A 20,442-nucleotide genomic window follows, 5' to 3' on the forward strand; every position below is an offset into this window, starting at 1 on the left:
TTTTTTATATGTATATCTTTTATTATTGTTGCGAAAATAAAACGAACTGTCATATTTTTAATGCTGATTATGAAAAATGACTTTAATACACTGTACTCATTCCCAAACAACGACCCTTGGTCAAATCAATAGGTAGGAAATAACAAAATGTCTACTTTCTTAGATAAAATTAAAAACCGTCGTACAATTTATGCAATTGGTAAAAACGTTGCATTAGATCGCACTAAAATTGAAGAAACTATCCGTGAAGCAGTTAAACATAGTCCTTCAGCTTTTAACTCACAATCTTCACGTGTAGTGACACTATACGGTGAATCTCATGCTAAATTCTGGAATTTAGTTCGTGAAGCGTTGCGTAAAATTGTTCCTGCAGAAGCTTTTGCTGGTACAAATGCAAAAATTGATAGCTTTGTAGCTGGTGTTGGTACGGTTTTATTTTATGAAGACCAAGCTGTTGTTAAAAGCTTACAAGAGCAATTCGAACTATATGCAGACAACTTCCCAGTATGGTCTGAACACTCAAGTGCGATTGCTCAATTTGCAACTTGGACTGCGCTTTCAGAGCTTGGTTTAGGTGCTTCTTTACAGCACTATAACCCAATTGTCGATGCAGACGCAGCTGAAGCATTTGATGTTCCTGCAACTTGGAAATTACGTGCTCAATTAGTATTTGGTTCGGTTGAAGCACCAGCAGGTGAAAAAGCATTTATTAATGATGCTGATCGTTTTAAAACTTTCAATTAATTTAATTGAAATTAAAAAAGCACCTATTTTAGGTGCTTTTTTTATGTTTTTAGAATGAATAGGAGGAATACATAAAATGAAAATTTATGAAATTCAAGTGCATATTTCAAAATAATAAATCAAGAAATTAGTCGATAACTGCTTTGTCATAAAATAGTCACAATCATATTGCATATTGCTCATGATTTAATAGCTTATCAAACACAGAGAAAGAGACAGATGACTTTAAGATTAGGTGTTGCTGCAATTGGTTTATTACTCAGCGGTTCGGTATTTTCAGCAGTTACAATTACAGCACCAGAGGAAATTGTAATCCTTGCGGTGAATGGTCAGGAAGTCAACTCTGGGTTATTTCGTTCATCTAAAAATAATTATAAAGTCGATGCTGGTGAAACAAGCTTAAGTGTGCGCTATCAAGAATACTTTGAACATTTAAGCGGGGAGCATGACATTGTTAAATCTGGAGTAGTCACAATTCAAACTCCAGTACTCAAAGATGGGCAAACTTATAAGCTCAGAATGGTAGATGCACCAAAGCAATTTGAACAAGCAAAGAAATATGCTGAGCAACCAACTGTGGCTTTGTACAGCGCAAATAATGAATTAATCGTACAGCAAACTGGTGCAAACAATGAGGCAAAACCATGGTTTGCAACGGGTTTATTAGGAAAAGTCACTGACTTTACGACTAAATCATCTAAATCGCAGCCTGAGGCAGTGTATGCCTCTGCTAAACCTACTTCTGTTCAGGTGGCTGTACCAGCTCCAACATCTATGCCTGTAACAGGCGTAGCCCAAACGAATGATCAACGTTTAGTAGAAACTTGGCAAAAAGCTTCTAAAGCTGAGCGTCAAAAATTTATGGCGTGGTTAGCTGAACAATCAAATTAATTTATTGCTATTTAAAATAAAGCCGATTTAATATCGGCTTTATTTTTAGAATTTTTATAAATAGCCTAAGTATATTTTATGAATAATTTAAATTTCCGTTCAGCTCAATTTCCTGATATTCCACAACTCGTAGTTTTAATTAATAAGTCCTATCGAGAACAACAAGATAGAAGTTGGACAACAGAACTTGATTGGGTAGAAGGACAGCGTATTACAGAGTTTCAATTAGAAGCACAACTACAACTTAGGAATTCAACATTATTGATAGCGGAAACTTCTGCTTCCAAGCTTATTGCTTGTATTGGGCTTACATTTGAAAATAATCAGGTTGAGATTGGAACATTTTGTACTGATCCTCAAGTTCAAAATATGAGAGTGGGTCGATCTGTTTTAGAATATGCAGAGCAATATGCATTGAAAGAAGATCCCCATCTGACCAGCGCCTTAATGTATGTGCTAGATGTCCGTTCTGAATTGATCGCTTATTATGAAAGACGTGGATATATGAAAACGGATAATAAGCAGCCATATCCGGTTGAAGCAAATGTAGGGTTGCCAAGGGTCCCTATTAAATTGGTTGAAATGAAAAAAGACCTCAGATGAGGTCTTTTTGATTTAGGTTAGAAACCAGATGTAATAACCTAAAAGCATGAGAGGCCAAGCTACCCATGGGCTAAATAGCCATTTCCATAACCAGAAGTTGGGTACGAAACCTACTCCGTAAATAAATCCACCAGATATACCAATCATCACCAGCATAAGTTGGCTATGATTGTAGTGTCCGTTAGCATCAAGCATGAGTGAAGGATAAACTAACAAAATTGCAGCAAGCGGCAATGCCAACAGAAAAGAAAGGGCCATTGCAAATGCTTGAGCTTTTCGATGATTTGATGCTGTCATTGCTTTTGCCATCATTTATTCCTCATCTAAATCTTGATGATGTTCGATATAAAGCGCGCTGAGTACACCCGCAAAACATGCCATCAAAATGCCTAGGATCCATGCGAAATACCACATAGTTTTCTCCTTAATACAAGCTATGCGAGTTTGACTCGATATGTTTGTTAGTGATGACTCCCCACATTTTGTAATAAGACCAACTGGTATAGATCAAAATAAGAGGAACAAAAATGCAGGCAGCAACCGTCATAACGCCTAAAGTAAGGTGACTTGATACAGCATCCCACATCGTCAAGCTAGAGTTAGGATTGATACTAGATGGAAGTAGGAATGGGAATAGGGCAAAACCAGCAGTTAAAATTGCTCCTACAATCATTAAACTTGTACCAGTAAAACTTAAGCCTGCTTTTACTTTTGAAGAAGCAAAAATTGCAATGATTGCGCCTAATATGGCAAGAACAGGGGCAATTTTAGTCACTGGATAGGTGCTGTAATTGTTCATCCAACCAGGATTGCTATTGGTAACCACTTCTTTAGCTAAAGGGTTAAGCGCAGTATTTGGGTCTATAGCAACAGCATAGCTATAACCTGGAACTTGCCCAAAATACAGCCATGCTCCAATTACAAGGAAACAAATTAAAAATATAATCGCCATAATTTGAGTGGCTTTGGCAGAGCGCTGTTTTAAAGCTTCATCAGTACGTAGCATGAGCCATGCACCGCCATGTGCACACAGCATAGACAGACTTACAACACCGCAAACTAAAGCAAAGGGGTTAAGAAGAGCAAAAAAGCTGCCTGTATATTCAGAGCGTAATGTGCTATCTAAACTAAAAGGAATGCCTAAAAATAAATTACCGAAGGCTACACCAAACACAAGCGCTGGAACAGCACCACCGATGCACAGACCCCAGTCCCAAGAGTTACGCCATTTGGTATTTTCAAGTTTAGAACGATAATCGAAACCTACAGGTCTTAGGAAAAGTGCAAATAGAACCAACAACAGTGCCCAGTACATCCCCGAGAAAGCGACTGAGTAAACCATTGGCCATGCAGCAAATAGTGCCCCACCTGCCGTAATAAACCAGACCTGATTACCATCCCAGTGTGGGGCAATTGTATTGATTGCAGCACGGCGTTCGCTATCGGTTTTTCCAACGAAAGGCATGAGAGCCATAGACCCCATATCAAAGCCATCGGTAAGAGCAAAGCCTATGAGTAGTACACCAACTAACACCCACCAAATGATTTTCAATAATTCATATTCAATCATGATAAGGCCTCCCCATTAACCGCTTCTTTCGGTTCTTGCTTTTCAAAATGATATTTGCCAGTGTGTAGAGAGCTTGGTCCTAAGCGAGCAAATTTGATCATTAAATACATTTCAATAATCAAAAGAGCAGTGTAGAACGCTGCTAGCGCAATAATCGAACCCCATACGTCACCAGTACTTAAACTAGAAGTAGAGAGGTGGGTTGGTAGAATTTCACCAATTGACCATGGTTGACGACCGCCTTCAGCTACATACCAACCAGTTTGTGCAGCAATCCAAGGAAGCGGAAGAGCAAACAATGCATATTTTAGGAGCCAAGGTTTATTTTCAGCATTTCTTTTTGCTACAGCCCAAGTCGCTAAAATGAAAAGTAATAGCATTAAGAAACCTGAGGCAACCATTGCGCGGAAAGAGAAAAATAGCGCTGTAACATTTGGAACAGTATCTTTTACAGCAGCTTTAATATTTTGCTCGCTTGCATCAACTACATTGGGTGCATATTTCTTAAGAAGTAGGCCATAACCTAAATCTTTTTGATTTTTTTCAAAAGAGGCTAATAACTCTGGTGAACGATCACCTGCACGTAATTTTTCAAGTTCGGCATAGGCAAGCATACCGTTGCGAATACGGACTTCATGCTGTTGCATGAGATCTTTAAGACCAGTAACTTCTTTGGTTGTTGAACGAGTTGCAATTAAACCTAATGCATATGGAATTTTAACTGCGTAATCTGTCCGCATTTCTTCATGGTTTGGTACACCAAACAAAGTAAACGGAGCAGGAGCAGGGTGAGTATCCCATTCGGCTTCGATCGCTGCGAGTTTAGTTTTTTGAACATCACCGAGTTCATAGCCAGATTCATCACCTAACAGAATCACTGAAAGTGTAGATGCAAGACCGAAAATGGCAGCAATTGCAAATGAGCGACGTGCGAAAGGAAGATCACGTTTTTTAAGTAAGTAATAGCTTGAGATGGCAAGTACAAAAATTGCACCAGTTACATAGCCCGCAGAAACGGTATGTACGAATTTCACCTGAGCTACAGGATTAAAGATAAGTGCGCCGAAATCAACTAATTCCATACGCATGGTTTCAAAGTTAAATGCAGCACCTACTGGGTTTTGCATCCAACCATTCGCCACTAAAATCCAGAGTGCTGACATGTTAGAACCTAGAGCGACTAACCACGTTACGCCTAGATGCTGAACCTTACTTAAACGGTCCCATCCGAAGAAGAATAAACCAATAAATGTAGACTCAAGAAAGAATGCCATAAGGCCTTCAATTGCTAATGGAGCACCAAAAATATCACCTACATAGTGTGAGTAATAAGCCCAGTTTGTTCCAAATTGGAACTCCATTGTTAAGCCAGTTGTTACCCCTAACGCAAAGTTAATACCAAATAATTTTCCCCAAAATTTAGTCATATCCTTGTAAATTTCTTTACCGGAAATGACATAAGTGGTTTCCATGATGGCAAGGATAAATGCCAAACCTAGAGTTAAAGGGACGAAAAGAAAGTGATACATTGCGGTCATCGCAAATTGAAACCGCGAAAGATCAACCACGCTTTCAGAAATCATCAACGTGTCTCCTTAATGTGGGAAATATTATCGCCAGCAATATGCTCGGCGACCTGATTGTCAAAATTTTTGGGGATGGTGGGAGCATCAAACCAAATATGTTTGATCGTTAAGAGAAGCACTATTTTTATTATTAGAATAATAGTGATTTCTTTAACTAAACGACCATTAAGATTTTTAAAATTAAGGCTCATAAATTAAACCTAATTTGATATTAATTTTATTATTAATCAAAATATAATAAAAATAAACATTAAATATATTTTAAATGAATATTTAAATAATTAATTTATATAAAACAATTACTTAATATTTTAAAATAAATACTATACTAAAATAGTTTGAATTAATTATTAAATCCTACTAAAACACTTGTAAATAAAAATATTAAGTTGATTAAAATAGTTTGTTTTAATTTAATACCAACTAAAATGGTTGTATATTATATTTATAAATACTATTTCAAACTAAAAAAGTTGGAATAATAAATAATTAATTAAAAAGAAAATAATAAAATATAGACGTAATAAAGTCTGCAAAAAGCAGCAAGTAAATAGAATAGTAGTGAGAATTTAATCGGGGGCGAAAAGATCGTTTGATACAGAAATTTTCTTGGCTACATAATGGCTTTTATGCACTCTGACAAGGATAACCTGAGAGTATAATTCGAGTTCACCGTATTCTGGTTCGACTTGAACGTAGTGGAGTTGGCCAAATTCATCACGCACTCGCGCTTGGGCAGAAAACCCAGGTCTAGCATTACCACTGGAAACCGTCGCTAATCGTCCTAAAAGATTATAGTTTGTATGAGTAAGCTTTGGTTTAATTACTTGGTCAAGGCAGTGAATCATGAACACAGTAAAAAAGATTGCGATGACAAGGGCTGGTACGATTAAATAAAATGGTGAAATAAAATAATGCTGGATTGCAAAGAAAGAGAGCTGTAAAAAATAGCCTGCAAAACTAAAATTGATAAGTAAAAAAACGAAAATTAAAGCTTTAGAAAATTTAACGTTAAGTAGTGGTGAATTAGAAAGCCAAACAGGCGCAATTTTTTTGAGTAATTGACTTGGACGAAGACCAATATACATCCCAATGGTTTCTACCACGCTGAGTAATATCAAAGCCACTACACTTAAGTGAAATGGCATAAGATAATAATTGAAAAAGAAATCAGCCATGGCAGAAACTCTAATGTTGATCGCTTCAGTCTACGATATAGATACCGCCATCTGAATGTACTTTAATCTCAACTTTATTTAAAAAATCACCTAAACATGGTCCTGAGATACATTCGCCTGTTTCCACAGTGAATAAAGCACCATGGGTAGAACATTGAATATATTCTTGGTCTTGATCAAGAAATTGATTTTCTAAATATTCAAGCTCTGTTTGCAAGTGAGGGCATAAATTTTGGTAAGCATAGAATGCGCCATCACGTTGCGTAATGAAAATAGTCGTTCCTTGTAAAGTGTCAAAAGCTCTAGCTTCACGCTCAGGAACTTCTTCCGTCATACAGATCCTTTCCATTTCAAGCACATTCCTTCTGAAAATTTTCAAGAAGTTTAGTATAATCATTAATTGCTAAACGTGGGCCAAATTGAGAAACAACTTCACTAGAAATTAAGACAGCTAACTGTGCAGCAGCATTCAAATCTTGATGATGGTTTAGGGCGTATAGGAATGCGCCTGCAAATGCATCACCCGCACCATTGGTATCAACGGCTTCTACGTGGCGACCTGCCACATGGAAATGTTGAGTAGAGTTAGAAACTAAAGCACCTTTAGCACTTTGTGTAATGACTACTGTATGATTTTTAAAACGTAATTGAGCAAGAGCATCTTCAACAGTTGTTGTATTTGTATACATTAAGGCTTCTTGTTCATTACAAAATAGTAAATCTACGCCATCATCCATGAGCTCTTCTAAGCCTTCGCGAGCGTATTGCACCATGGCAGGATCTGAAAGAGATAAAGCAATCTTAACATCATTTGCTTTTGCAATTTCTCTGGCTTGTTTTACAGCTTTGCGCGCTGTTTCACTTGTAGAAAGATAACCTTCAATATAAAGCCATTTTGCTGTTTTTAACGGTTCAAAGTCGATTTGATCTTGAGAAAGTTCAGCAGTGATGCCTAAATAAGTATGCATTGTACGTTCAGAGTCAGGACTAATGAGTACCATGCAGGTACCTGTCACGCCTTCACTGATTGATTTTGGAGTGGTTTGGATGCCAGCTTCATTTAAACCTTGCAGATAAATTGAACCCAAATCATCGTTACCAACGCGGCAACCATAAAAAGCACTTCCACCTAATGCGCTAAAGGCTACAGTAGTATTCGCAGCAGAACCACCACTTGCTTGACCTTTATAATCTTGATGCTGTTTTAACTCCCCATAAAGAGCAGATTGAGTGTCGCCATCGGACAACTGCATGGTGCCTTTTTGCAAACCTTGTTGACTAAGAAAATCATCAGACACTTTAAATTCTTGGTCGATTAATGCATTACCAATTGCAAAAAGATCTACAGTTGCCATATGTGTTGTCACAAAATAAAAAAATCAGGTTGCTAAGTTTACACCATTGCTTGGATTTGCTGTAGTTTGTTGAATAAAATTCAGTTAAATCAAAAATTAGTGGAAAAATATTGTTGTGTGAATATTCTTTAGATTCGAAAATAGCTCGTTAAGATAAAATTGATAAGCTTTTTAATTCAATGTCTATCATATACATAGAATTAAAAGCTTTTGTTCTGTTAGGATAAAACATTCATGGCTATGTGTTTGATATCAAAGCTGTGCCAATGAAAACTAATACTCAACAAAAACATAGTATTTTACTTGGCTTTTGTTCGCCAATCTCAAGCTGACTCAGGCTATAATGAGACTTATTCACTTATCCGATATGTTAGGAGATCACATGACTGTAGATGTCACTGAAACCATTTCTCAAACTGTTCACCCTGCGTTTCAGTTGCTACGTCAGCACCATGTAGAAGCATTAGATATTTTAGTGTCTGAATATAAGCATAAAGTCACAGGTGCGGTGCATTATCACTTGGCAACTGATTATGATGAAAATGTATTTCTTGTTGCTTTTAGAACCCAGCCTATGGACTCTAAAGGCACGGCACATATTTTAGAACATACGGCTTTGTGTGGATCTGAAAAGTTTCCGGTACGTGATCCATTCTTTTTAATGATTCGTCGTTCTTTAAATACTTTTATGAACGCATTTACCGCAGCAGATTGGACAGCATATCCATTCGCTACTCAAAACAAAAAAGATTTTCAAAACTTACTTTCTGTTTATCTTGATGCGGCATTTGCTGCCAATTTGAATCCACTTGATTTTGCTCAAGAAGGTATTCGTATTGAACTGGAAAATGGTCAACCTGTTTATAAAGGTGTTGTTTTTAATGAAATGAAAGGTGCGATGAGTGCGCCGTCTGACCAACTTTATCATCAGTTGGCCCATCATTTATTTCCTGAAACGACTTACCATTACAACTCAGGCGGTGACCCGAAAGATATTCCTGATTTAACGTATGAGCAGTTAGTCGATTTTTATAAAGTACATTACCATCCAAGTAATGCTGTATTCATGACCTTTGGTAATCAGACAGCATATGAATTACAAGAGCAATTTGAAAAACTAGCTCTACACAAGTTTTCTGCGGGAACAACTTTATACTCTAAGCCTGAAAAACGTTTAGCTGCACCAATTGAAGTAACAGAGAACTACGGTGTTGATAGTGATGATTTAAAAGATAAAACTTATCATGTTCTATCTTGGTTATTACCAGAAGCAAATGACATTAAATTGCGTTTAGGAATGCGTTTAGTTGAAGGAATTTTATTAGAAAATTCGGCTTCGCCACTTCGTCATTACTTAGAAACTTGTGGTTATGCTCAATCTACAGGTCCATTAATGGGCGTAGACGATAGTAATTTTGAAATGACTTTCTACTGTGGTGTTCAAGGTTCAAATCCTGAACATGCGCAAAGCTTTAGAGATGGTGTTTTAAATATTCTGCGTGATGTTGCTGCTAAACCAATTGACAGTAATTTAGTCGATGCAATTTTGCATCAAATCGAGTTACATCAACGTGAAATTAATGGTGACGGCACACCTTATGGTTTAAGTCTAATTTTAAATGGCTTAAGTGGTGCGATTCACCATAATGATCCAATCCAAATTTGGGATGTTGACAGCGCAATTGCACAAGTTAAAGAAGAGTTGAAAGACCCAATGTGGTTATCAAATCTGATTCAAACACATTTGCTCGACAACCCTCATCGCGTACAAATGACTTTAGTTCCAGACCCGACCAAGTCTGTAAAAGAGCAGGAAGCGGAAAAAGCTCGTTTAGCGGCTATTGGTGAAAAGCTAACAGATGCTGATAAGGCTGAAATCATTGCTAAGACTAAGGCTTTAGAGGAACGTCAGGACACTCCTGATAATCTTGAGTTATTGCCAAAAGTAGGTTTGGAAGATGTACCTGCTGACTTGCATATTGTGCAAGGTCAGTTACGCGAAATTATTTGTAATCGTATGGATACGCCGTTGAACTTGTACCATGCGGGTACTAACGGCATTTACTATCAACAAGTACTTATCCAGATCCCTGAAGATATTGTGAAGTCACCTTACTTCAATTTGCTTTCTATTTTGATGGGTGAAGTAGGTGCAGGCGAATATGGCTATCTTGAACTACAAAACTTACAAACTGCTGTAAGTGGTGGTTTAGGAATGGGCGCTTCTTTACGTAGTAAAGTTGATGATAAAGATAAAATTAGTGCTTGGTTGACTTTAACGACTAAATCGTTGACTCAGAAATTTGATGCAATTCATTTATTAAAATTAGCATTTGAACATCTACGATTTGATGAGAAAGAACGAATTATCGAGTTACTGCAACAACGTAAAACACGTTGGCAATCTCGTCTCTCTGGATCAGGTCATAGCTATGCGATGCAGATTGCTTCTCGTAACATGAGTGCCTTGGCTCAACGTGACTATCAAAACACAGGTTTAGGTGCATTGAACTGGCTGGGTGAGCTTGTTACTAAAATTACTCAAGATGATGCCGCTTACGATGAGCTGATTGCAGAATTAAAACGTATTCATAGTAAGTTGTTGCAAGCACCTAAACAGTTCTTACTAGTGTGTGAAGAACATCAATCTGAACGTTTGGTTGAAGAAATCCAGAATGTTTGGGATAAATTGAATGTTGATACAGCTACAACTGAGTTAACTCAAGTAGAACAAGCTAATGATAATAATCATGAAGCTTGGTTAATTCAGGCCAATGTTCAATTCTGTGCTTCTGCATATCAAGCTGTAGAAGTATCGCATCCAGATGCGGCTCCATTAATGGTATTGGCAGCTTATTTACGTAACGGATTCTTGCACAGCGCTATCCGTGAAAAAGGTGGTGCTTATGGCGGCGGTGCTAGTTATGATGGAAATGCATGCTCATTCCGTTTCTTTAGCTATCGTGACCCACGTTTAGCAGAGACGTTTAAAGACTTTGAGGCAAGCGTGCAATGGTTATTAAATACAGAGCAACAACCTCATCAGCTTGAAGAAGCGATTCTTGGTTTAGTGGCAAGTATGGATAAACCAGGCTCTCCAGCGGGTGAAGCGATTACAGCATGTTATGCATTGTTGCATGCGAGAACACCAGCTTTCCGTCGTACTTTGCGTGAAAGATTGTTGCATGTAACATTGGATGATTTAAAACGTGTTGCTCGTCAATATTTAGTAGAGCAAACTCCTGTAAAAGCTGTAGTTGCGCCATTTGCTAAGCGTGATGAATTGCAGCAATTAGGTTTTACCATTCAACAAGTTAATTAAAATAAAAATTGGAGATTGAACATGGCGTTCAAACAATTTGAACGCACATCTTTACAGCTAAGCATGGGAATCGTGCTTAGCTGTTTATGTGCGTCTGTAACATATGCTGATACCTTAGCTCCAGCAAACCCTGCCACAGTTGATGCATGTGTTGCTCTTGCTTCGAATGCCGATCGTCTGGCTTGTTACGACTCTGTATTTAAACCAGCAGCTCTACCTGTTGTGCAAGCCGCTGTAGTAGTACCTGAGCCTGTTAAAAAAATCGATCAGCCTGCTGTTCAACCAGAAACATTTAAAGAGAAGGTGGTAGAGACAGTTAGTAATATTAAAGTGATTGGTAAAGCACCTACACTTGAGCCTACTACTTCTTTGCTAGATCAACGTTGGGAGTTATCTGAAAAAAGTAAACTCGGTGTTTGGAATATTCGTGCTTATCAGCCAGTCTATTTACTACCTGTATTTTGGACTAGTGACAAGAATGAATTCCCGAGTAGTCCAAATCCAAATAACACTGTAACGGATGCTCAGAATCTGAAATCAACAGAAAGTAAGTTTCAGATTTCTTTGAAAACCAAAGCTTGGGAAAATATTTTTGGAAATAATGGTGATTTGTGGGTAGGGTATACACAATCTTCACGCTGGCAGACGTTCAATGCTGAAGAATCTCGCCCATTCCGTGAAACGAACTATGAGCCAGAAGCAAGTTTAATGTTTAGAACGAACTACGAGTTGCTTGGTTTAGATGGGCGTTTGCTTGGAGTTACCTTAAACCATCAGTCAAATGGTCGCTCAGATCCATTATCTCGTAGCTGGAACCGTGTAATCTTTAATGTTGGATTGGAGCGTGGTAATTTTGCTTTAATGCTTCGTCCATGGATTCGTCTTGAAGAAGATAGTAAAGATGATAATAATCCGGATATGGAAGATTACATTGGTCGTGGTGATTTAACAGCGTTTTATAAGTGGAAGCAGAATGACTTCTCTTTAATGCTGCGTCATTCATTGAAAGGTGGTGATGACTCTCATGGTGCTGTGCAATTTGATTGGGCTTTTCCAATCAGTGGCAAGTTACGCGGACATTTCCAGTTGTTTAACGGTTATGGTGAAAGCCTAATTGATTATAACCATCGAGCAACTTATGCTGGTTTGGGTGTATCGCTCTTGAATTGGTACTAAGAAGCTATAAGAAAAGCCGCTTTTAAAGCGGCTTTTTTATTATCCAATTTGAATATTGGCTTGAGGATGTTTGAGTCGACTCTTTTTCGGAGTAGCGATTAAATAGGCGAGTGTTAAAGGTCCAAGCCTTCCAGCAAACATGAGTAGGCTTAAAATGAATAAACTACCGTTATGTAAATCTGGTGTGATTCCACGAGAGAGACCCACTGTACATGCCGCTGAAACAACCTCAAAAAGCAAGTTCATAAAATCTGCTTTAGGTTCTAAGAGCAAAAGAGTAAAGAAGCCTATAAAAATCAGTATGCTCGTAATAGCAGTCACTGCTAATGCTTTATAGGTCGTTTCGTGAGATACAGAGTGGTTAAATATTCTAATTTCATCTGTACGGCGTAAAAATGAAATTACACTAAGTACTAAAATGACAAAGGTTCCAACTTTGATTCCACCCGCTGTACTCAGTGAGCCACCACCAATAAACATCAATAACATCATGAGTAAGGAGCTACTATTGGTCATTGCACCTGTATCAATGGTATTAAAACCAGAGGAACGAGGGACTGTTGCTTGAAACCAAGCGTTTAAGGCTTGTTCACCTGAGTTTAATGTCCCTAAAGTCGCGGGATTTTGAGCTTCTAAGGCCCATATTAAAATAAACGCAACGAGGTTGATAATTGCAATAGTGGTAAGAATAAGCTTGCTATTGGGTGTTAGTTTTTTCCATTTTTTGTTTTGTTTAATATCCATGAGTACTAAAAAACCAAGACCACCTAAAGTGTAAAGGATGCTAATGGTTATACAAATAATATAGTTACTTTGGAAATTCATTAAACTATTGGAAAATAATGAAAAACCAGCATTATTGAATGAGGAAATGCTATAAAAAACTGCATAATATAAACCACGTGCAAACCCGTATGTTGGTGTAAAAGCAGTCGTGAGGATAATTGTACCAATCAGCTCAAAAATAAGAGTATAGGTGACAACGCCTTTAGCAACAAAAGTAACTTTAGATAGGCTCGTTTGCCCGAGACTATCTTGAGCCATCATTTGCTGTTTAAGACCAACTTTTGGTGACAAACTTAATGCTGCCAATATCGCAAAAGTCATAAATCCCAAACCGCCAGACTGGATCAGCAATAAAATAATAGTTTGCCCAAAGAGGGTAAAAGACTCATGAATATTTAAAACGGATAGACCGGTAATGGTAACTGCTGAGGTGGCTGTAAAAAGCGCATCCATCCAACTGACATTGCCTGTATTCGCAAATGGCAATTTAAGCAATAAAGTGCCAAAAGTAATAAAGCCTAAAAACCCTAGCGCTAAAAGAGAAGGAGGGCTTAAATTTAACGTTTTATGAGGCTTGGGATATATGGACATATTCTAGAGTTCGTTTTCTTATAAGAAGCAATTAGAAAGTTTCTTTAACTGTGATAAATGACCTTCTAAAATAAGAATATCATGTGTTTGCAAAGTGAAATTTTCTTCAGTCTCAAACAAAATTTGTTGCTGTCTTTTCACGAGCAATGTTTTGACTTGAGGAGCTTGCTGCATAATGCCATATAAATTGATGCCATTAAGCTTATCTGGGATCTCAATTTTGATAATGTAATGATCATCTTCTAAAGACATATAGCGACTTACCATTGGGTAATTCAGGGCTTGAGCAACTCTTACTCCCATATCTTCTTCAGGATGAATAATCTTATTGATATTAAGGTGTGACAAAATGGTGTGATGAGCTTTGGTTTTTGCCTTTACCCAAATTTTATCAATGCCGAGATTTTTTAAGTTCAGCACACACAAAATACTGGCTTCAATATCTTCACCAATTGCAACAACGACCGCATCACAGTTCTGAATGTTTAATTCATCAAGCACATGTTCGTCAGTAGCGTCAGCAATGACGGCATGAGTTAAAACGTCAGCAAGATTTTCGACATTCTTTTTTACCGTATCAATGCCAATAACATCATGATTTAATTTTGTGAGTTCTTGAGCTACCGTTGCTCCAAAACTACCTAAGCCAATGACTGCGAACTGTGCCATGTTGGTCCTTTTTTCCGAGTTAGATCATTATTTTTAAGGATATTTTCTTTAAGATAAAGAGATGCAATGTAAAGATGATAGAAATATAAAAAGATTGTATAAAAAAGCCGACAACTTTGTCGGCTTCTTCATCAAAATTAAAGATTATTTTAAGAAGCGTTTATAGCCGACGTTATCAGTAATTTCTGCATACGGATAATTAATCTGCTCGAGAGTCTCAATCAATCCATCAGGGTTTTGTTTAGCATCTGTTGCTTGTAAGCCAACTAGTACACGACCTTCAGCAGCGCCGTGGTTACGGTAATGGAAGAGGGTAATGTTGTGGGTTGGACCTAAACGAGTTAAGAAGGTTAAGAGCGCACCCGGACGTTCAGGGAATTCAACACGGAACAATCTTTCATCATCTAGGTTTGCGTGACCACCAATTAAATAACGAATATGTAATTTGGCAACCTCATCGTCAGAGAGATCATCAACTACATAATTTTGCTGTTTTAATTGTTCCAAAATTTCATGGCGCTCTGCATCTCCACCTTTTAAACTAATACCGACGAATACTTGCGCTTCGTCTGTATTGTTTGCGCGGTAGTTAAACTCAGTGATATTACGACCTTGTAAAGCACGGCAGAAGCCTAAGAATGCGCCTTTTTCTTCAGATAAGGTAACCGCATAAATCGCTTCGCGTTGCTCACCTAACTCCGTACGCTCAGCAATATAACGTAAGCGATCAAAATTCATATTGGCGCCGCACACAATCGACACCATATTTTTATTACTGATTTTATGTTCGTGAATATATTTTTTGATACCCGCTAATGCCATTGCTCCAGAAGGTTCAACAATGCTGCGGTTTTCATCAAATGTGTCTTTAATTGCTGCACAGATTTCATCTGTATTTACAGTGACAATATCAGGGTCAACAATCGGGCCTGAGTTATCAGATTTGCGCAAACGAATAATATCAAATGGTAAAGCACCAATTTGGGCAACAGCTGTACCATCTGCAAATAGGCCTACATGTGGCAAAATTACACGTTCATTTGCTTCTAAAGCTGCTTTTAAACAAGCTGACTCTTCATATTCAACGCCAATAACTTTTACGTGCGGTGCAACTTCTCCAAGGTAAGCTGCTACGCCTGAAATAAGACCACCACCACCTACGGCAACAAACACGTACTCTACATCACGCCATTGACGTAATATTTCATTGGCAATAGTGCCTTGACCTGCAATGACAAGTTCGTCGTCATAGGGTGGAATAAATACAAGACCTTCAACTTCTGCACGTTGTTGAGCATATTTATTTGCAATATCAAAGCTATCGCCATGTAATACGACTTGACCACCTAAGCGTTTAACAGCCTGAACTTTAATGTCAGGTGTTGTGCTTGGCATAACAATAATAGCGGGAATTCCTAATCTTTGTCCTGACAAAGCTACGCCTTGAGCATGGTTACCAGCAGAGGCGCAAATTACTCCGCGTTCAAGTTGTTCTTTTGGTAATTGACTAATACGGTTATAGGCACCGCGTAATTTAAAAGAAAAAACGGGTTGTAAATCTTCACGCTTAAAACGAATTGTATTGTTTAATTTTTGACTAATTCGTGGAGCTGCTTCGAGAGGTGTTTCAATTGCAACATCATAAACCGTTGCTTGTAAAATTTGTCGTACCACACGAGACAGCATGTTCATCTTCCCTATAACAGTTTAAAATAGGAAATTATTGTAGCAAACCCTTGTGCATTTGCGCCGTTTATTGGCGCATAAATGTCAAAAAATAGTTGAGTGATGTAATGAGCCTATATGCAACCCAAGATGAAAAGAAACAAGCTGCTGCGAAAGCTGCTTTAAAACACTTACCCAAAGGTGGCATTTTGGGTGTTGGGACTGGAAGTACCGTAAATTTTCTAATTGATTTACTCCCTGAGTTACAATTAGAAGCAGCTGTGGCAAGTTCTCAAGCAACTGCTGATCGTCTTAAAAAACTTGGTATTGAAGTGGTTGATATGAACCATGTAGGTAGCCTAGATGCTTATGTTGATGGTGCAGACGAGATCGACCGTCATATGCATATGATTAAAGGTGGCGGTGCTGCATTAACACGTGAGAAAATTGTTGCATCAATCGCTAAGAAATTTGTATGTATTGTTGATGATTCAAAATGGGTTGATCAACTTGGACGTGATTTTCCACTTCCAGTAGAAGTTATTCCAATGGCGCGTTCGGCTGTAGCTCGTAAATTGGTAAGTTTAGGTGGTGACCCAGTTTATCGTGAGGGTGTAGTTACAGATAACGGTAATGTTATTTTGGATGTTTTCAATCTTAATATTTTAAATGCTATTGAACTGGAAAAAACAATTAACAATATTCCTGGTGTGGTAACTAACGGTATCTTCGCCTTAAATCCTGCAACGATTGCAATTGTTGCAACGAATAATGGTATTGAAGAGCGTACAGCACAGTAATGTCTGCAAAAATGCCAGAGATTAAAATCGTTCGACACGTAAGAGCACGAAAATTGCGCTTACGTGTTGAGCCTGCTTCAATCCGTCTTACGGTTCCTTTATTTTGTAGTAAAAAACAAATTCAGCATTTTTTAGCACAATCTGAACAATGGTTAACCGAGACATGGAATAAGCAACAAAACGTCCAATCGGCATCCATTGAAATTCCTTCGGAAATTTATTTCTTTAATAAAGAACAGCCATTTCAAGTCGTTGTTCAAAAGCAGCATCGTGTTTTTCAATTCGACTGGGAAAACAATTCTTTATTTATTAAAGACACACAGCCATATTTGGCATTGCAAAACGCAGTTATTGCTTATGCGAAACAAGAATTACCAGAGCTTTTGAAAGAATTAAGTGAGCACACTCATTTGGCTTATAGGGAGTGTACAATTCGTCGCCCGAAAACTCGATGGGGAAGTTGTAGTAGTCAGCATAATATTATGCTACATGCAGGACTGGTGCTTATGTCACATGAAATTGCTCGCTATGTGGCTATTCATGAGTTGGCGCATACTAAACATTTTGACCATAGTCCTGCATTTTGGGCAGAAGTTGAAAAATACGATCCATATTTTCAAAAACACCGCAGACAACTTAAATCAAATCCATTGCCTGCATGGTGGTATGTTTCAGCTTAACTAAAGGTACATTCTAGTTGAGGCGTTTGTAAGCTATCGGGTGCTTTCCGGCTATCTAAACCTGCTTTAGCACTAATAATTTTATTTGCTTTAATAGATAATTGGATAAAGTTGTATTGTTGCGTCGTGTTATTTGGTTCGGCTGAACTTGAATTGAGTAAATAACTTGAACTAGCAGCATCTGTTTGCAATAAATTATCGGTACTATCAGCACTTAAAGCAGCACGATAAATTTGTGAACCTTTACTTAAGTCGATTTGACCGTTCGCGCGAAAATTAAGCTGACATCCAGTTGAGGTGTCTTCATAGTGACCCACTAAATAGTCTGTAGCTGGTAGGTTTGGATCTGATAGATTGATGCTGGTTAAGCCTTGTTTGCATGGATAGGTTGATCCATTACAAATCGCTGTGGTAGTAAATCCAACAGCTCTACGATAATCTCCAGCACCGTCAATGCGAATGAATGTTGTTGAATTTACAGTAGGAACAATTCCTGAGTACTGTTTATTTTTTAAAAGATCATATCCTATTTGGTCAAGACGAGGTTGGTCTTGCAAAACTGCTAGTTGTAAGGTGGCTGCTCGTAGATTGGTAGCAAAATAATCACGTGTCGCCTTTTGATTGGTTGCAATATCTAACAGGGTGTTTTTGATTGGATCAATATTATCTGGAGCAGGTGTGAAAATAGGAGTGAAGGATGTTTGATCCCCATGAAGTTTTTTCCCATCCAAAAAGCCATCTTTTAAATCAGTTGTTAAACTTTTAACAAGTTCTTGGTAGGTATTTGCTCCGCCATGAATGGTTGACCAATATTGTAAGTAACCAAAGCTAAGATAACTATCTACATATGTACTAGGTTTAGTAGTTGAGTATCGCAACAAAGTTAAATTCAGAAGGGAATTAGCTGGACTTAAACTTGGAATGTCACCATCTTTAAACGCATTCATTAACGATTTGTAGACATCTTGAGAAGCTAAATCTACATGTAATTGCTCAATACGGGTTGGGTCAATCGTTTCTTGAGGGAGTTGTCCCGAACGTATGGCAGCTCGTTGATAAACTGCTTCACTGCTTGGGCTAATGAATTGGATTCTGCCACTTACACTGTTTGGTGTAATAAATGCATGATAAATACCTGACAAGGTTTGGTATTGTGGAGTAATGGGGTCAAACACTTGAGATGAGCTTTGAGTTGTAATTTCTACGCGATATAAACGATTCAATTTTGCAGTAGGAATTTTGACATTAAAGCTATTTAAACTCGCAATTGGAGTATCCACTAGAACAGCGTTGTTGGTGTTGTCATATACTTTAAGCTGGATATTACGCATTTCTACAGGGGTTTTTAAAGTGACCTCAGTTGTTGCTTCAGGTGTAGGGTCAACGGGCGTTGGTGTAGTGGGTGAACTGCCTCCACTACTACCTCCACCTCCGCAACCAGTAAGGGCTACACTTAAAATGAATGTGCTCAAGCCAAGGTATGTGCGTAATTTTGTTTCTTTTGATTGTTGAAGCATCCTAGCTCTCCAAAAATTAATCTGGTATTTATTTGCTGATATTTATGTGGTTATGACAGTCCAGTAAGTGTTATCTGATTGTCGCTAAAATTAAAAAAATTAAAATTACCAAGCATGAAATGGTTTTGTAAGCTTGGACATCCTGTCATACTACTGCCCAAGTATAGATTCAAAAATTGAGGTAATGCACGTGATTTCTGTCGGAATTGTTGGTGGAACAGGTTATACAGGCGTTGAACTATTACGTATTTTATTACGACATCCTAAAGCGCAGGTTCGAGTTCTTACTTCACGTACAGAAGCGGGCAAACCAGTTGCAGATATGTTCCCTAATTTACGTGGACATACAGATCTTCAATTTTCAGATTTAAACATTGATGCATTAAAAGAGTGTGATGTTGTATTTTTTGCAACGCCACATGGTGTTGCCATGCAACATGCCAAAGATTTAATTGCAGCTGGAACTAAAGTTATTGATTTAGCAGCAGACTTTCGCTTACAAGATCTTGAACAATTTGAAAAATGGTATGGTATGGAGCATGCTTGCCCAGATGTACTAAAAGATTCTGTATATGGTCTAACTGAGTTAAACCGCGAAAAAATTAAACAAGCTCAAGTTATTGGTAACCCTGGTTGCTATCCGACGACTGTTCAATTAGGTTTAGCGCCACTATTAAAATCAGCACAAGCACTCATTGAAACCAAAAATATTATTATTGATGCGAAGTCTGGTGTTTCGGGTGCTGGCCGTAAAGCAAGCTTGGGCATGATTTATAGTGAAAACGCTGATAACTTTAAAGCATATGGTGTTGCAGGTCATCGTCACCATCCAGAAATTGTAGAAGCCTTAGAAAATATTGCAGGACAAAAGGGCGGGTTTGATGGACTCTTATTTGTTCCTCATCTAGTACCTATGATTCGCGGTATGCTGAGTACAATTTATGTAGATTTGACAGAAGCTGGTAAGCAGACAGACTTACAAGCTTTGTATGAAAACTTCTATGCTAATGAAAAATTCGTAGATGTTATGCCTGCAAATAGTTCACCTGAAACACGTAGTGTACGCGGTGCGAATGAACTTCGTATTGCATTATATAAACCACAACCAAATAAACTGATTATTTTGGCGGCTCAAGATAACCTTGTAAAAGGTGCATCTGGTCAGGCTGTACAAAATATGAACCTTATGTTTGGCTTTAATGAAGATGAAGGCTTACAAGGGATTGGTTTATTACCATAAAAAACTCTTTTTTGCTTCACACACATTTAAATTTCGATTTAAATGTGTGTCTTGACTCTGATCTTGAAC

General features: G+C 37.9%; 20 protein-coding genes. 8 read left to right on the forward strand and 12 right to left on the reverse strand.

All coding sequences use genetic code 11. The annotated features are described in order from the left end of the window. The first annotated feature begins 147 nt into the window (after window positions 1-147). The 3 genes from F928_RS09245 (at window position 148) to F928_RS09255 (ending at window position 2,238) form a co-directional block, all read left to right on the forward strand. The gene (locus tag F928_RS09245) at window positions 148-744 is read left to right on the forward strand and encodes a nitroreductase family protein (RefSeq protein ID WP_002121011.1); all 597 of its coding nucleotides are present in this window, start codon (window positions 148-150) and stop codon (window positions 742-744) included. A 219-nt stretch (window positions 745-963) separates the two neighbouring features. Continuing rightward, window positions 964-1,635, forward strand: coding sequence for a YccT family protein (locus tag F928_RS09250; RefSeq protein WP_002120898.1), 672 nt, complete (start codon window positions 964-966; stop codon window positions 1,633-1,635). 78 nt (window positions 1,636-1,713) lie between these two features. Then, window positions 1,714-2,238, forward strand: a complete 525-nt coding sequence (locus F928_RS09255) for a GNAT family N-acetyltransferase (protein ID WP_005073957.1) — start codon at window positions 1,714-1,716, stop codon at window positions 2,236-2,238. A gap of 12 nt (window positions 2,239-2,250) precedes the next feature. On the opposite strand, the gene F928_RS09260 is transcribed toward F928_RS09255, so the two are convergent. The 8 genes from F928_RS09260 to F928_RS09295 all read right to left on the reverse strand — a co-directional run bounded on the left by F928_RS09260 (window position 2,251) and on the right by F928_RS09295 (window position 7,927). Continuing rightward, the gene (locus F928_RS09260; RefSeq protein WP_004791954.1) at window positions 2,251-2,550 is read right to left on the reverse strand and encodes a cyd operon YbgE family protein; all 300 of its coding nucleotides are present in this window, start codon (window positions 2,548-2,550) and stop codon (window positions 2,251-2,253) included. Beyond that, complete coding sequence (gene cydX, locus F928_RS09265; protein ID WP_002120988.1) at window positions 2,551-2,652, reverse strand: cytochrome bd-I oxidase subunit CydX; 102 nt, start codon at window positions 2,650-2,652, stop codon at window positions 2,551-2,553. 10 nt (window positions 2,653-2,662) lie between these two features. Continuing rightward, entirely contained in the window at window positions 2,663-3,808 is a 1,146-nt protein-coding gene (cydB, locus tag F928_RS09270; protein ID WP_005073959.1) for a cytochrome d ubiquinol oxidase subunit II, read from the reverse strand. Beyond that, window positions 3,805-5,391, reverse strand: coding sequence for a cytochrome ubiquinol oxidase subunit I (gene cydA, locus F928_RS09275; RefSeq protein WP_005073960.1), 1,587 nt, complete (start codon window positions 5,389-5,391; stop codon window positions 3,805-3,807). The genes cydB and cydA overlap by 4 nt, the downstream gene beginning before the upstream one ends. After that, a complete protein-coding gene (gene cydP, locus F928_RS09280) occupies window positions 5,391-5,585 on the reverse strand; it encodes a cytochrome oxidase putative small subunit CydP (protein ID WP_005073962.1) in 195 nt (64 codons plus the stop codon). Before cydP ends, cydA begins: the two co-directional genes overlap by 1 nt. A 378-nt stretch (window positions 5,586-5,963) precedes the next feature. Continuing rightward, window positions 5,964-6,572, reverse strand: a complete 609-nt coding sequence (locus tag F928_RS09285) for an OB-fold-containig protein (RefSeq protein WP_002121106.1) — start codon at window positions 6,570-6,572, stop codon at window positions 5,964-5,966. Window positions 6,573-6,597: 25 nt separating this feature from the next. Next, a complete protein-coding gene (locus tag F928_RS09290; RefSeq protein ID WP_002121079.1) occupies window positions 6,598-6,906 on the reverse strand; it encodes a Rieske (2Fe-2S) protein in 309 nt (102 codons plus the stop codon). 16 nt (window positions 6,907-6,922) lie between these two features. Next, entirely contained in the window at window positions 6,923-7,927 is a 1,005-nt protein-coding gene (locus tag F928_RS09295; protein WP_005073965.1) for an adenosine kinase, read from the reverse strand. A gap of 382 nt (window positions 7,928-8,309) precedes the next feature. Between F928_RS09295 and F928_RS09300 the strand changes: the two genes are divergently transcribed. Together F928_RS09300 and pldA are read left to right on the forward strand one after the other, a co-directional pair. Continuing rightward, window positions 8,310-11,249, forward strand: coding sequence for an insulinase family protein (locus F928_RS09300; RefSeq protein WP_005073967.1), 2,940 nt, complete (start codon window positions 8,310-8,312; stop codon window positions 11,247-11,249). A gap of 21 nt (window positions 11,250-11,270) precedes the next feature. Then, window positions 11,271-12,425, forward strand: coding sequence for a phospholipase A (pldA, locus tag F928_RS09305; protein WP_005073968.1), 1,155 nt, complete (start codon window positions 11,271-11,273; stop codon window positions 12,423-12,425). Window positions 12,426-12,464: 39 nt separating this feature from the next. On the opposite strand, the gene ntpJ is transcribed toward pldA, so the two are convergent. The 3 genes from ntpJ to ilvA all read right to left on the reverse strand — a co-directional run bounded on the left by ntpJ (window position 12,465) and on the right by ilvA (window position 16,163). Beyond that, window positions 12,465-13,802, reverse strand: coding sequence for a TrkH family potassium uptake protein (gene ntpJ, locus F928_RS09310; protein WP_005073970.1), 1,338 nt, complete (start codon window positions 13,800-13,802; stop codon window positions 12,465-12,467). 18 nt (window positions 13,803-13,820) lie between these two features. Next, window positions 13,821-14,471 (reverse strand): potassium channel family protein, encoded by a 651-nt coding sequence (gene trkA, locus F928_RS09315; protein WP_005069007.1) that lies wholly within the window; start codon window positions 14,469-14,471, stop codon window positions 13,821-13,823. Window positions 14,472-14,615: 144 nt separating this feature from the next. Then, window positions 14,616-16,163 carry a threonine ammonia-lyase, biosynthetic gene (gene ilvA / locus F928_RS09320; protein ID WP_170814121.1) on the reverse strand — a complete coding sequence of 516 codons (1,548 nt, stop codon included), beginning with the start codon at window positions 16,161-16,163 and terminating at the stop codon, window positions 14,616-14,618. 101 nt (window positions 16,164-16,264) lie between these two features. On the opposite strand from ilvA, the gene rpiA reads away from it, so the two are divergent. Both rpiA and F928_RS09330 read left to right on the forward strand, forming a co-directional pair. Next, window positions 16,265-16,936, forward strand: a complete 672-nt coding sequence (rpiA, locus tag F928_RS09325) for a ribose-5-phosphate isomerase RpiA (RefSeq protein WP_002046900.1) — start codon at window positions 16,265-16,267, stop codon at window positions 16,934-16,936. Beyond that, window positions 16,936-17,616, forward strand: a complete 681-nt coding sequence (locus F928_RS09330; RefSeq protein ID WP_005073973.1) for a YgjP family zinc-dependent metalloprotease — start codon at window positions 16,936-16,938, stop codon at window positions 17,614-17,616. The genes rpiA and F928_RS09330 overlap by 1 nt, the downstream gene beginning before the upstream one ends. Here the strand turns inward: F928_RS09330 and F928_RS09335 are convergent. Then, the gene (locus F928_RS09335) at window positions 17,613-19,133 is read right to left on the reverse strand and encodes a hypothetical protein (RefSeq protein WP_005073976.1); all 1,521 of its coding nucleotides are present in this window, start codon (window positions 19,131-19,133) and stop codon (window positions 17,613-17,615) included. The two genes, F928_RS09330 and F928_RS09335, sit on opposite strands and share 4 nt — an antisense overlap. A gap of 184 nt (window positions 19,134-19,317) precedes the next feature. Between F928_RS09335 and argC the strand changes: the two genes are divergently transcribed. Further along, the gene (gene argC, locus F928_RS09340; protein WP_016805956.1) at window positions 19,318-20,373 is read left to right on the forward strand and encodes an N-acetyl-gamma-glutamyl-phosphate reductase; all 1,056 of its coding nucleotides are present in this window, start codon (window positions 19,318-19,320) and stop codon (window positions 20,371-20,373) included. The last annotated feature ends 69 nt before the right edge of the window (window positions 20,374-20,442 follow it).

Source organism: Acinetobacter pittii ATCC 19004 = CIP 70.29 (genome assembly GCF_000369045.1).
Lineage (GTDB): Bacteria > Pseudomonadota > Gammaproteobacteria > Pseudomonadales > Moraxellaceae > Acinetobacter > Acinetobacter pittii.